6 protein-coding genes are annotated in these 14,626 nt (G+C 46.3%); all 6 read left to right on the top strand.

Going from position 1 to position 14,626, the window contains the following annotated elements; genetic code table 11:
• Positions 1-397: 397 nt before the first annotated feature.
• Entirely contained in the window at positions 398-2,791 is a 2,394-nt protein-coding gene (locus SDE_RS15675; RefSeq protein ID WP_011469471.1) for a TonB-dependent receptor, read from the top strand.
• A 43-nt stretch (positions 2,792-2,834) separates the two neighbouring features.
• Positions 2,835-4,580, top strand: coding sequence for a CRTAC1 family protein (locus SDE_RS15670; protein ID WP_143710910.1), 1,746 nt, complete (start codon positions 2,835-2,837; stop codon positions 4,578-4,580).
• A gap of 113 nt (positions 4,581-4,693) precedes the next feature.
• Positions 4,694-7,255: a carbohydrate-binding protein gene (locus SDE_RS15665; protein WP_011469469.1), complete on the top strand. Its 2,562-nt coding sequence runs from the start codon at positions 4,694-4,696 to the stop codon at positions 7,253-7,255.
• Between the two features lie 301 nt (positions 7,256-7,556).
• Positions 7,557-9,560 carry a vanadium-dependent haloperoxidase gene (locus SDE_RS15660; protein ID WP_011469468.1) on the top strand — a complete coding sequence of 668 codons (2,004 nt, stop codon included), beginning with the start codon at positions 7,557-7,559 and terminating at the stop codon, positions 9,558-9,560.
• A gap of 176 nt (positions 9,561-9,736) precedes the next feature.
• Positions 9,737-11,182, top strand: a complete 1,446-nt coding sequence (locus SDE_RS15655) for a glycoside hydrolase family 30 protein (RefSeq protein WP_011469467.1) — start codon at positions 9,737-9,739, stop codon at positions 11,180-11,182.
• Between the two features lie 585 nt (positions 11,183-11,767).
• Positions 11,768-14,359 carry a carbohydrate-binding protein gene (locus SDE_RS15650; protein WP_011469466.1) on the top strand — a complete coding sequence of 864 codons (2,592 nt, stop codon included), beginning with the start codon at positions 11,768-11,770 and terminating at the stop codon, positions 14,357-14,359.
• The last annotated feature ends 267 nt before the right edge of the window (positions 14,360-14,626 follow it).

The following is a 14,626-nucleotide window of genomic DNA, read 5'->3' as shown; positions in this document are numbered from 1 at the left end:
ACAGTGTTCAAATCGCGTTTAGGGTGGCTCGCTAGCTCTTTTTTTGACGCGTAAGCGAACTTTTTTCTCGTATCAAACAGGTCTGTTCAGGCTGGGTAGCAGGTTGCGTGACCGCGCCGCAGGCCGCTATTGACGAGGGGTTCGCCTGTATTCAAACCCCGTTCTACTGTGCTCGTACGCTTTCCCTCCCCCCAATTTTTAACCGAACCCACTAACGTATCCACCTCGAACGACGGCTTCAAAATGCTGGCGTTACTCTCAACCCACGATCACAAATATAAGTGCACAGCTTGGTGGGTAGCAGCGGTTTGGTTCGCTCCCAATTCTGCTTTTGTACTAGCTGCCGAGCGTGGTGATTTGTTCATTCAAAATAATGACTATAACGAAGGAAAATCCTATGAGTATTAAGCGTCCCTTATCTTTAGCTATTGGTTGCATTGTTGCCGCCAGTGGCGCTGCCCAAACCTTTGCGCAAGAGGCAGATAACACTACTCGCGCACTAGAGGAAGTGGTGGTAACCGCAGAGCGCCGTGCAGCAGACCTGCAAAGCACGCCAATTGCGGTAAGTGTGTTCTCGCAAAAAGCATTGGTTGAAAACGACATTACCGATGTGACTGACTTAAGCGGTTTTGCCCCTAACCTTGTGGTGTCGGGCCAAGAAGAGCAGTCGGACATTAAAATCTTTATTCGTGGTGTGGGCACCAACAACCCAACTGAAACCGGTGACCAAGGCGTGGGTGTGTATGTAGATGGCGTTTATGCTGCACGTGCACAGGGCGCGTTGGCGTTGATGTACGACTTAGAAAACGTACAGGTTTTGCGCGGTCCACAGGGTACTTTGTTTGGTCGTAACAACACCGGTGGTGCGGTATTGCTACAAACTAAGCGCCCGGGCAACGAGTTTGAAGCGGATATGAGTGTGACTTATGGATCGTTTAACCGTCAGCAAATATCTGCTGGGTTTACTTTGCCTGTGTTAGATAACCTCTCTTTCCGTATTGCAGGTATTTCCGATCAAGACGACGGTTGGGTGAAAGCAGTAAGCACAGACCCGCGCGGTACCGAGCACAACTTCAGCGGTATAGATATTGGTCGGAGTGCTAACGTAGGTCAGCGCTTGAACTATTCCGATGTGCGTTCAGCGCGTGTTACTGGTTTGTGGGATATTCGCGACAACCTCTCTTGGGTGCTTTCTTACGAAACTTTCACCGATCAAGGTGTAGGCGGTTTGTTGCTAAACCCTGTTTTGGTTAAAGAGGGTAAGTACGAAGCCTTTATCGATTCGCCCGTATCTAAAAAAATGAAGAGTGACGTGTTGCGCTCTACGGTGAATTTTGACATCACCGATGGCATTAACATGCAGTACATTTTCGGTGGCAGTGATTTGCACCGCGAGCAGGTGGTGGATCAAGACGCTGGCGTTATTTCTCGCTTCCAAGAAGGCCGTACGGAGTATCAAGATTCTGTTGCCAATAGCCATGAATTAAAAATTCAAAATATCGATAGCGACAAGCTTGAGTGGACAGTAGGTGCCTACTTCTTCACCGAAGAAACCGGCATTCGTTTTGATTTCGACGGCCAAGGTAGCTGGTTGCAAGGTGGTAACTCCTTCATACAGCCTGCGCGTGGTGCAGAGTCTGCAGCTATTTATGCCCAAGTAAAATACAGGGTAACTGATGCATTAACACTTACTGGTGGTATTCGTTATACCGACGATTTGAAATACGATCGTGGCGGTCGCAACGTTCAGGATTGCGAAAATGAATTTATTCGTCCAACGCTTGGCGGTTCTGCCCTTTCTGTGTTTGAAGATTTCCTTGATAACCGCACCGGTGCCGAAGGCGCAGACGGCTTAGATGATTTTACTGGCAAAGAGCGCGTACGCGGCCAATGTGCTGCAACACTGCGCAACGATGTTGAAGCTGAATCTACGCAAACAACTTATCTAGCGCGTGCAGATTACGAGTGGGGCGACTCAATGGTATACGCCAGTGTGGCAACAGGTTACCGCGCGGGTGTTATTCAAGATGGTGGGCAATCTACCGACCCAGAAAACAGCACCAACTACGAGTTGGGTTACAAGTTAGATACCGGCGCCTTCCGTTGGAACTCGGCGGCATTCTTTATGACCTACGAAGACCTTATTCGCTCTGGTTTTGACGAAGACCTAAACCAAATTGTTAACTCCAACGTGGCTGGTGCAGAAATTGGTGGTTTGGAAACTGAAATTACGTGGCGTGTAGGCCAAGGTGTTTTCTCGCTTGCAGGTGCATACTTACATGCTGAATACACTGATTACATTGTAGATAGTGCGGGCTTTGGCACTAACAACACGCCGGTGTTGGATGAAAACGGCGGTGAAACAGGCTTCTATGATTTGGCCGGTAATCGCTTGCCACAAGCGCCAGAGTATTCTGTGAATGCTTCCTTCCGTTGGGATTTTGATACGTCGTTAGGTGTAATTACGCCACGTATTAACGTGATGTATTCCGACGAAGTATTTTTCCGCGATCAAAACGAAAACCGCTCACCTATCAACAACATGATTAACGATGTTGAACAAACGGGCTTTTATTACGGCAACCCTGCAGGGCAAGAGGCCTACGCCAAAGTTAACTTAGGTGTGACCTTCGACCCAGGCAGCGACTGGACTGTTGATTTGTTTATCAACAACGCTACCGACGAAATGACTCAATCTAGCGCATCAGTAGATAACGGTACAGCGGAAGGTTTCCCTGGTCGATTCTCTGCACCGCGCACCATGGGTGTTCGTTTTAACGCGCAGTTCTAAGCGCTGTAAAAGCACAATAACTTTTTATCGAGTGGTAAAAAAAGTGAGTGAATTAAACCTAGTAAAAAGCGCTTTGCGTTTCGCGTTGGTTGGCTTTGTTGCAAGCCTCGCGGCTTGCGGCGGGGGCAGCAGTTCGCCTTCGGCGCAAAAGGCAAGCCAAGCAGGTAACCCAAGTGGTGGCCAGCAAAGCGGTGCCAGCAACGTTAAGCTTTTTACTGAGGTTTCCCAAAGCACCAATATAAGTTACTACCAAGGTTACAAAAATTCCGGCTCGCTTTCCGATGTGCAAAAATTTTGCGGCGGTGTGGCCAGTGGGGATTTTAATAACGATGGTTTAACGGACCTGTTTATTGTGCGCGGGGATGTGGGGCCTCATTTGCTGTATAAAAATGAAGGCAACAATCAATTCACAGAAATGGCGGCAGAGGTAGGGCTAGCAATTGCAGACCAAATGGGATGCGGCCCAACCTTTGCCGACGTGGACGGAGATGGCGACTTAGACCTATTTATAGGTGGTATTGAAGGGCACCGCAATTACTTAATGCTTAACAGTATTAACGAAAACGGTGAACAGGTATTTATTGATGCTACTGAACAATGGGGCTTAAAAAACCTCGCTGCCCAGCACACCATATCTTCAAGCTTTGGCGACTACGACGGTGATGGTTGGTTAGATCTATTTGTTGCGCATTGGGGTACCCCTGCGCGCATAGAAAAACAACACTTGTTTCGCAATAACGCAGGTGCTGGTTTTATCAACGTAACTGCTCAAGTGGGGTTGGCCTCAGAAATAATTGCTAGGCCTACCAGTAACGCCACACTCGGTGAAAATCACGATTACAGCTTTTTAGGCGCATTTGCGGATATTAATAACGACGGTTACACCGACTTGTTGATGGTGTCAGATTTTGGTACCAGTAAAGTCTTTATCAACTCGGGTTCCGGTAGTTTTTACAACGCAAACGAAAGCGCAATAAAAGATGAGAACGGAATGGGCAGTGCCGTTGGCGATATAGACAACGACGGCGATTTAGATTGGTTTGTTTCTGCTATTTTGACTTTCGATTCCCCTGGCAACCGTCTTTACCAAAATCAAACCAACGACATAGGCGCATTACAGTTGTTTTCCGATACCACCAATACCATGGGGGTGCAGGATGGCGGCTGGGGTTGGGCAGCATGCCTTGCCGATTTCAACTTAGATGGGTACTTAGATATCTTTCACGTAAATGGTTGGGATGCAGCGCTTATTGATTTGGATTTTTCTAAAGACCGCTCACGGTTATTTATTAGCGAAGGTGCCACCAATCAAACAATTCGGTTTAACGAGGTAGCAAGAGAGAACGGTATTATTTCTACCAAGCATGGCCGAGGCGTGGTGTGTTTTGATGCAGATAACGATGGCGATACAGACCTATTTGTTTTAGGTGTGGGCGTAGAGCCATTTGAGTTTTACCAAAACAACACATTTGGCGGTTCAGCGAACCAACCGAACAATTACCTCACTGTAAACCTGCAAGGCCTAGCGCCGAATACGCAAGCTGCGGGTGCGCGCATATTCGTGCGCACGCAAAACACAGAGCAAATGCGCGAAATTCAAATAGGCAGTAATTTTATTTCGCAAAACCCTGTGCAGCAGGTGTTTGGCTTAGGGCAAACAGATGTGGTTAGCGAAGTGCTAATAAAATGGCCAGATGGCAGAAGTCGTTCGCTAATTAATGTGGCTGCAAACCAAACAATTACCGTTACTCATCCGGATGTGAACACCAGAAACGAATTTAAACAGTAAGCAAAGTACAAGCACCGGGTGCGGTCTGCCCAATGTGCATTTACAAAATAATCAGTGCCAAGCGCACAATAACGTTAATAAAAATTAAGCTTGTCTAATAGAGGTAGGTAACTATGAAAAGTACCAAAATATTTACACGTAAAAAGCTCGCACTAAGCACCATGCTTATTGCATCTGCCATTGGTTTACAGGCCTGTGGTGGTAGCTCCAATGGCCCACAAAATATTGTACCTGTACCGCCAGCTTTTGAAGAACCCGCAGCGGGCGCAGAAAGCTACAGCATGCTAAAAGCTGAAGGCACACTATGGATGAACCAAGCGGGCGAAAAAGTTTCTTTGCGTGGTATTAACATAGGCAACTGGTTGAGCATGGAATTTTGGATGTTCGACAACGGTAACGATCCGCTAGGCGCAGGTATACCCGATCAGTGTACATTAGAAGCTACACTCGAAGAGCGTTTTGGCGAAGCGGAAAAAGACCGATTAATTAGCGTGCACCGCGATAGTTGGTTTGTAGAACAAGATTGGGACGTAATTGACGAAGCAGGCTTTAACCTTGTGCGTGTTCCTTTCCCTCACAACTTAATCGAAGACGATGCTAACCCAATGACGTTAAAAGAAAACGCATGGGATTATTTAGATTGGGCAATAGCCGAAGCAAAAGAGCGTGAAATTTACGTAGTGCTCGATTTGCACGGTGCTGCTGGTGGCCAAGGTTATGAGCAACATACTGGTTGCGAAGGCCAGAATATGTTGTGGGAAAGCGAAGAGTATCAAGAGCGCACCAAATGGCTGTGGGGCAAAATTGCCGAACGCTATAACGGTGAAGCCACTGTTGCAGGGTACGGCTTATTAAATGAACCTTGGGGTACAGATTCTGCCACGCTGCGCGATTTCTCAATCGAGCTTTACGACGCAGTGCGCGAATACGATGAAGATCACATCGTAATTCTTGCTGGCCACAATGCCGACGGTATTACAGCGTATGGCGACCCGCTTGATTACGGAATGGAAAACGTTGCGTTTGAACCGCACTTTTACCCAGGCTTATTTGGTTGGGGTGACATAGGCTACGAAGTACACCGCGACTGGTTAACTTGCGGCCAAGCGGGCGATACCGGCGTGTGTGATTGGGCAAAACAAGCACGCGATGTATACACGCCAATGCTAGTTGGTGAAATGCAACCTTGGAATGGTTTAGGTGAGTTGGGCGGCGAAATTACTCGCGCTACATTCGATACCTACAACGACCTAAATTGGGCCGCGACGGCTTGGTCTTACAAAGTTACTACGCCTTCTGGTGGTTTGGGTAATGGTACTTGGGGCTACGTGACCAACAACGGTAACCAGCTGTTAGTTAAAGCGCAAACGTGGGGTTGTGATGGTTGGGAAGATACTTTTGCCACCGCCTGTGATGTGTCTGCGCGTGCAACAGTACCGTACGAAGGCGAAGGCACTAAAACTATGTACCTCGCTATTAAAACCGGCGGTTTTACTCAAGTAGATGTTATCTACGACGAAATTCAATTGGTAGATTCACAAGGCAATAACATCGTTACTAATGGTAGCTTTGGTGCGGGTTCTGAAGCCGATTGGACAGAAATATCTTTATGGGGTGACGAGCGCAATTACGATTACGACTACGCCGCAGGTGAATTTGCAGGTAGTGATACCGGTGCAGCTTTCCGCGCAGTTTCTCCAGCGGGTAGCCATGCAGTAATTTATCAAGCGGTAGAAGTAACCGGCGGCGAAAGCTACACCATTTCTGGTAAGTTTATTGATGCTAACAGTACCGATACTTGGGCAGAAATTTATTTAGTACCAGAGATGCCGCAAGAATGGGTTGATGTCACTGGCCGCGCATTACCTTCTATTAATGTAAATGAAGCGACGGTGGAAGATATAGAAAACTACTTCTCATTCTTCGCGTACGGCAATATGGATTATGTTGTAAACGATTGGGTTAAGGATGCGCTTACTTCAGCTGCACCTGCCTCTGTATTTACTAACATTCCAGGCGCTGCCAGCGATGTTACCTTTACTTTGGGTGCGGCAGACGACAACGGTATTGCGGCTACCACCTTAACCTGGGCAAGTGCTACGGGTGATGTAACAGGGTATAAAATTTATCGCTCTACTGCACCGCGTTCTGGTTTTACTGTTGTAGGCGAAAGTGATACCACAACCTATACCGATAACACCTCCACGGCAGATGTAACTTACTACTACTACGTTGCAGCGTTTAACGACAGTGACGAAGGCTACGGCAGCGACATTATTGCAACCGGTGAAACCTTCTACACCGTGCCTAGCAAAATAGAAGCTGAAAACTATACCGCAGCTCACCCTGGTGTTAACACCGAAGGCGCTAGCGACATAGGTGGTGGCTCTAACATTGGTAGCTTCGAAACCGGCCGCTGGGTGGATTATGAAATTAATGTTCCTACTGCAGGTGTTTATAGCATCGACTTCCGCTTGGCTAGCCAAGTAGGTGATGTGCAGTTCCAAGTGAAAATTGGCAGCGACGTACTTACCACTGTTACCGTACCTAACACCGGTGGCTGGCAAGACTACGTAACCAATACCTACGAAATAACGCTACCAGAAGGTCGTTCGACGCTACGTTTAGAGTCTATAGATAACCAATGGAACTTGAATTGGTTTGAAATTAAATAGGATAGCTAACAGCTAATAGCTAGAAGCTAGTGATTAGAAGTTAGCTATTAGTAGCTGTAATAATCCTATCTGGTGTGGGTTTTGGCCCCGCTAGATAGGAATTAAAAGGGTTTTTGTGGTGAATGTGTTTTTACTGTAGAGGCTTTTTAATTTCTATCTGGTTTATGTGCTTAAGGATTAAGTGTTTATAGGTTAATTGCTTATAAATATAGTGTTTAGCAATTAATGTTTAGAGATTAGTGTTTGTAAATCGAGTGCTTATAAAAATTTATAAAAATTAATAATAAAAAGTGGTGAGCTTGTGGGGGTAGTTGTAAAAAAGCTTTTGCAAAGTGTTTTTGTTGGTGGGTGTGTTTCTTTTTTATTCGCTTGTGGGGGAGGCAGCTCTCAGCCAAAAGGCGAGGATAACCCTCCAAATTCCGGTTCGCCCAGCGCGCCAGCGCGGGAAGATACTCAAGCGCCGTCGGTTGCGCGGCAGTGGAATGAAGTGTTGCTTGAAGCTATTCGTAACGACTACGCACGACCCACCGTACATGCCCGTAATTTGTTTCATATTTCAGCAGCCATGTTCGATGCTTGGGCTGCTTTTGATAGTAGCACAAATGCTAGCAGCCCCTATTTGTTGGGTAAAACCGAGCAGGGCTTTAGCTGTGAGTTCTCCTCGTTTAGCAATAGTAGCGATGCCTTCACTAATCGCGAGCAAGCGTTAAGTTACGCAGCATTCCGGCTAATAAAACACAGGTTTGTGGAATCGCCAGGTGCGGCTTATATTTTTACCGAAGCGGATGCATTAATGGCTGAGCTTGGGTTAGATAAAAATATCACCAGTACCGATTACGCCAATGGCAGCGCTGCAGCCTTAGGTAACCATATTGCCGAATGTTACATTCAATACGGCTTGCAGGATGGCAGCAACGAAGCCAACGGCTACGCCAATAATTATTACCAACCGGTAAACCCGCCAATAGAACCGGAATTGCCGGGCAACCCTAATATTATTGACTTAAATCACTGGCAAGCAATTTCACTTTCGCAAGCCATAGATCAAGCCGGTAACCCCGTTGCAAGTTTGCCACCGTTTTTAGGGCCAGAGTGGGGTGCTGTTAACCCCTTCGCGTTAAGCGAGAGTGATAAAACACACTATGAGCGCGACAACTTTACTTACAACGTGTATCACGACCCCGGTGCACCGCCACAAGCAACGGGTATGTTGGCCGAACAATATAAATGGAATTTTGCGCTGGTGGCTATTTGGTCTGGTCATATGGATGCAAGCATCGATAAAACCCTAGATATATCCCCCGCGAGCTTAGGTAACTTCAATATAGATAACTTACCGCGTAATTTTGAAGAATTTGATCAGTTTTATAAAACCTTTATGGGGGGCGATGCGAGCACCGGCCATGCATTAAATCCCATCACTGGCGAACCCTACGCCCCGCAAATTGTAAAACTGGGTGATTACAGTCGTGTACTTGCAGAGTTTTGGGCTGACGGGCCAGACTCTGAAACACCCCCTGGTCATTGGTTTGTTATTTTAAATAGCATAAGCGACAACCCGCAGCTGCAACGAAAAATACAGGGCACCGGCAATGCAGTTGGGCCTTTAGAGTGGGATATAAAAACCTATTTCGCTTTAGGCGCAGCAATGCATGATGCCGCAGTAACCGCTTGGGGTATAAAAGGTTATTACGATTACATCCGACCTGTTTCGGCTATACGCGCAATGGCACAACTTGGGCAATCGTCGAACCCTGCATTACCTTCTTACCACACCGAAGGCCTCCCCCTTTACGATGGTTATATTGAGCTGGTTGAGGAAGGCGATGAGCTTGCCGGCAGCGAAGGCGAGCATATTGGCAAAATAAAACTATTCGCGTGGCGCGGGCCAGATTACATAGCAAACCCCGCAACCGATCACGCTGGTGCTGGGTGGATTCTGGCAGAAAATTGGTGGCCTTATCAGCGTCCCACTTTTGTTACGCCGCCTTTTGCGGGATATGTGTCCGGTCATTCTACTTATTCACGTGCCGCGGCCGAAGTGCTAACAGAGTTAACTGGTAGTGAATACTTCCCCGGTGGCTTAGGCGAATTCCATATGCAACAAAATAATTTCTTAGTGTTTGAGCAGGGGCCAACAACAGATATGTCTCTGCAGTGGGCTACGTATCGCGATGCCGCCGATCAATGCAGCTTATCCAGAATATGGGGTGGTATTCATCCGCCGGCAGATGATATTCCCGGCAGAATTATTGGTGAGCGCATAGGTAAGCAAGCTGTGCAAAAAGCACTTACCTATTTTTAACTATATTCAGGGTTTGGCTAAACGAAAAAAAGCGCAGCCGAACGCAAACTTTGTAAGCACTGCTTAAAGTTGTGTTTTAGCTGTATAGGAACCTCTGAATAACCCCAATTACTTTTGGCTCTCGCAAAGAGTAATTGGGGTTATTCAGAGGTTCCTATAAACATTAAGTGAGAATTATGACGTTACTAAAAAATATAAATAAGCAACGCCTAGCACGTAAAGTTAAACTCGTCTGTAGCGCGATAAGCCTAGTGGTTATGGGGTTCAGCTGTGCCGCGTCAGCCAATCAATACTGGTTAACCAGCGGTGATCTAAGTGCGGCGTTCGAAGAGCAGGGCGAAAAGTACGCGGTAGCTCCCAGCCCCGAAATGCCCCTTATTACCATAGATAAAAGCCAAGCATTTCAAACCATGGAAGGCTTTGGCTATACCCTTAATGGCGGCAGTGCAACTCACCTAGCCAATATGAGTGACGCAGCTAGAGCGCGGCTATTACAAGAAATATTTGGTCAAAGTGATGGTGCGAATACTAATAAGCCCAGTATTGGCGTGTCTTATTTGCGTTTAAGCCTAGGCGCATCAGATTTAGACCCCGCCCCGTTTAGCTACAACGATTTGCCGCCTGGCGAAGTGGATTTAAAGCTAGAAAAATTTACTATCGCCCAAGATGAAAAAACTCTTATCCCCATACTTAAGCAAATATTAGCTATTAACCCAAATATTACATTTATGGCTAGCCCTTGGTCTCCGCCTGTATGGATGAAAACAAACGGCTCTACCATTGGTGGTGAGCTAAACCCAGAATACTACAGCGTATATGCACAATATTTTGTTAAATATGTTCAAGCAATGGCTGAGCACGGCATAAACATAGATGCCATTACTATTCAAAATGAACCTATGCACCCGGGTAATAACCCAAGCTTGCTCATGCATGCAAAAGATCAAGCCGACTTTATTGCTAATCACTTAGGCCCCGCGTTTAAGCAGGCAGAGCTAAAAACAAAAATCATTGTGTGGGATCACAACGCAGACAAACCCGAATACCCCATAGAGGTACTGAATCACCCCGTTGCCAATCAATATATTCACGGCTCGGCATTCCATTTATATGGCGGCGATGTAAATGCCATAAGCCAAGTGCACAATGCTCACCCAGATAAGCACTTATATTTTACTGAGCAGTGGGTAGGCGCAAATTCCAACTTTTGGGGCGATGTAGCTTGGCATGTAGAAAATTTAATTGTTGGGGCAACCCGCAATTGGTGCAAAACGGTATTGGAGTGGAATTTAGCCGCAGACAGTAACTTACAGCCTCACACTCTTGGTGGATGCGACGCCTGCTTAGGCGCGCTAACTATTGATGGCGATAACGTGAAGCGCAATGCCGCGTATTACATTATTGCCCACGCAGCTAAACATGTACCGCCAGGCTCGGTGCGTATCCATTCGCACCGTGTGGCGGGTTTACCTAATGTTGCTTTTCTTACGCCGCAGAAAAAGGTTGTTGTAGTAGTGCTTAATAATACTACTCAATTACAGTCATTTACATTGGTGCACGACCGTCAAAAGTTTGCCTATTCCATGCCCGCACAGAGCGTTGTAACGCTAGTTATAGATTAAGCTGCTGGCAGTGGAAGCTAATAGAACTGAATTGTGAGTTTTGTGATTAACTTAAATTGAATCGCATGTTTAAACTAAACAAATACAAACGGCGCTTACGCGCCGTTTTTTGTATCTAAATATCTCTACGCCAAAATTCCCATCCAAGCGTTTTATTATAATTTCGTTCCCTTTAATTTAAGTCGATTCAATTAATTTATAGTGATCTTTGCGAGTAGTGTGAAAATGGTTTCAACTCTTCCGGCCTAGTGCTGCAAGGTTTTCAGCAAGTTCGAACTTTCTCGAACGCCATTGCATGCATTAAGAAAATATTCGAACCAAATTTGTCGTCAGTTCGGACGCATATAGACGTAAATGTGGCTAACGTTTAATGGAAGCAAAGAGACTAAAAATAATAAAACGTTGCATCCATAGATCAGGCTATAACGGTTATAAAAACCACAAGCGTTAATAATTATTTAAGCTAGCTGTACATTCTTTGCTATTCGGATGCCATCTAATAATGAAGTTCATTGTAGTTTACATGGCCCTTTACTAGCGCATAACACATAGCGCTAGAAAATAATGAATAATAAGAGGCTTTTTATGAAGCAATCACACCACAATACCAAGGGTAAGCTTGGTCTAGGCAGGGCGCTGTTGTGCGGCCTAATGCTTAGTGTCATGTTGGGCTCTTCTGCCCACGCACAATTTGTTCACACAGACGGAACCAGAATTCTTGATGAAAACGGAGAAGAGCTAAACTTTAACGGCATCAACCTAGGTAACTGGTTGTTATGGGAAGGTTACCTGATGATGGGCGATTTTAATTATCGCACTCACACCCAGTTTTTAAATTCACTTACCGATGCTTTCGGTAGCGCCGCTAAAGCTGCAGAGTTTGAGCACCAATGGCGATTGAATTATGTAGATGAGCAAGCCATCGCCGATTTAAGCGCGCTTGGCTTTAACTCGGTACGTGTGCCATTTCATTACAATATGTTTTGGGAAAATGGCCAGTTAAGCAATCACGGTTTTCAATATTTCGATCGCGTAATTGAGTGGTGTCGCACTTACAATATGTATGTGTTGCTGGACATGCACGCAGCGCCGGGGTACCAAAACCCTGGGGATCACGCAGACAATGTCGATTCGAATGCGAGCCAGCCGCGCGATACGGTAAAATTTTGGGATGGCAATAATGTACAAATTGCCGCTACCGTTTGGCGTCATATTGCTAACCGCTATAAAGATGAGCCTGTAGTTTGGGGTTACGATTTAATTAACGAGCCAGTACCGCAGCCAACTCGCGAGTTTGAATTGCTTAGCTCTATGGTAACAATGCGCAACGCCATTCGCGAAGTTGATAATAACCATACCATTGTGGTTGAAGGTAGCTGGTGGAGTTCCGATCTAACTAAAATAGATTGGACTGACCCAGAAGTACAAGCGGCTTCCGGAGTTTATTCCCAGTGGGATGACAACTTGGTGTATCAGCTGCATCACTACGGGCCGCTATCTGACACTGTGGGTCGAGATGCGATTACCGACAACCTCAATATCCCGCTTATTATTGGTGAGTACGGCGAAACCGACAACGGTAACTTAGCGGCAATGACCGATTGGGCTAAGCAAAATTTGTCGGGGTATTTTCCTTGGTCGTTCAAAAAAATGTCGCACGACAAAACCCTTTGGACGATTCCACCAAACGCGGCCTACAATCAAGTAAAAGCCTATATAAATAATGGTGGTACACCGCCAACGCATTTGTACGCTGATATGATTGCGTTTGCACAAAATAATGTGCGCAATGGTCATAGCAGTCATCAATGGCACCAAGGTTTTTACGATGCAATTAACCCGGGCAATACGCCACCACCACCGCCTCCGCCCCCACCACCCGCACCAACGTGTGATGACAGTAACGCGCAGACATTCACTTTGCCCAGCCGCGTTCAAGCTGAAGATCACTGCGCAAGCAGTGGTATTCAACAAGAAAGCACCGGCGATATTGATGGCAACCAAAACATTGGCTGGATAGATGCAGGCGATTGGGCCGAATACAACGTTACGCTAAATACAGCAGGTGAGTACACTTTTGCAGCGCGGGTTGCGGCGAATGCTAATGCTGGCACCATCAACGTAGCGGTAAATGGCAGCCAAGTTGGCAGCCTCACTGCGCCAGTAACCGGCGATTGGCAGGTGTACCAAACCACGCAAATTACTGTCAATCTTCCTGCTGGTGAGCATGTTTTACGCTTAAATTTTGCTAGCGCGGGCATGAATGTAAATTGGTTTGAAGTGAGTGAAGGTCAAGCGCCACCCCCTCCACCCCCTGTAAACCCATGTGACGGTTTTATGCAAAATCTACCTAGTAAAGTAGAGGCAGAAGATTACTGCGATATGAATGGTTTACAAACCGAAGCGACAAGTGATTCCGGCGGCGGTGAAAACATCGGTTGGATAGACGCAGGTGATTGGGCGGACTACGGCATTAATGTAGATACAAACACTCACTTTATTCTTAAGTTACGTGTTGCCAGTCAAAACGGTGGCGGCAAGGTAAACATAAATGTAGATGGCGCTAACGTTGGTGGCTTTGATGTGTCGAGCACCGGCGGCTGGCAAAACTGGCAAACACTTTCTATGCCGTTAACGTTAAGTGCAGGTAACCATGTATTACGGTTAGATTTTCTTGCCGGTGGTTTAAATGTTAACTGGGTTGAGTTTACACCTGCTACAACCACGCCACCTACCGAGCCGCCTGCCACGGGCGAATTAGAGGAAGGTACTTACTACATTACTAACGAAGCCTCTGGTAAAGCGTTAGATGTGTCTGGTGTGTCTACTAGCAACGGTGCCAATGTTCATCAATGGGCATATGGCGGCGGTTTAAATCAGCAGTGGAATGCACAGCACGTAAGTGGCAATACGTTTGAGTTGGTAAGTCTAAACAGTGGTTCTTGTTTGGATGCCGACAGCGGGAGCGATAACGCACATCAGTGGGCTTGCGAAGGCAACACTAACCAGCAGTGGGTTATTGAAGAGCAATCAGATGGCAGCTACTTAATTCGTACCAAAGCCGGCAACGAAGTATTAGAAGTGCAAAATGGCAGCGCTAATAACGGTGCTAATGTACGTACTGCCGGTGCAGCCAATAGCGATCGTCAAAAATGGCGTTTTAACATTGTTCAGTAATTTCTACTTGCAGCATGAGTAGTCCCTTGGGGCGCACAGAAAAAGGTGCGCCCCCTTTTTCTAGCCAGATACATTAATTATTTTGGTTAATGTTAGGCTCAATTTCTCACCTCTTTAGAAATACTTAGTAAGCAGTAGTTATTGCTTTGCTGGATATAGTCGGCCTGCGTGCTGTTGTTTCGGGCACGGTATTAAAAATATATTACAAGGCTATTTTGTGCGCTGCGTTTTAGTACCCAATGTATTACCGAATAGAACAAAGATTGA

Source organism: Saccharophagus degradans 2-40 (assembly GCF_000013665.1).
GTDB lineage: Bacteria > Pseudomonadota > Gammaproteobacteria > Pseudomonadales > Cellvibrionaceae > Saccharophagus > Saccharophagus degradans.
Note: the sequence above shows the minus strand (reverse complement) of the source record. Positions and strands in the feature narration are given on the sequence as shown.

Coding starts and splice junctions, on each gene's coding strand:
- SDE_RS15675 (WP_011469471.1), top strand. CDS start 398: ATGAGTATTAAGCGTCCCTTATCTTTAGCTATTGGTTGCATTGTTGCC.
- SDE_RS15665 (WP_011469469.1), top strand. CDS start 4,694: ATGAAAAGTACCAAAATATTTACACGTAAAAAGCTCGCACTAAGCACC.
- SDE_RS15655 (WP_011469467.1), top strand. CDS start 9,737: ATGACGTTACTAAAAAATATAAATAAGCAACGCCTAGCACGTAAAGTT.
- SDE_RS15650 (WP_011469466.1), top strand. CDS start 11,768: ATGAAGCAATCACACCACAATACCAAGGGTAAGCTTGGTCTAGGCAGG.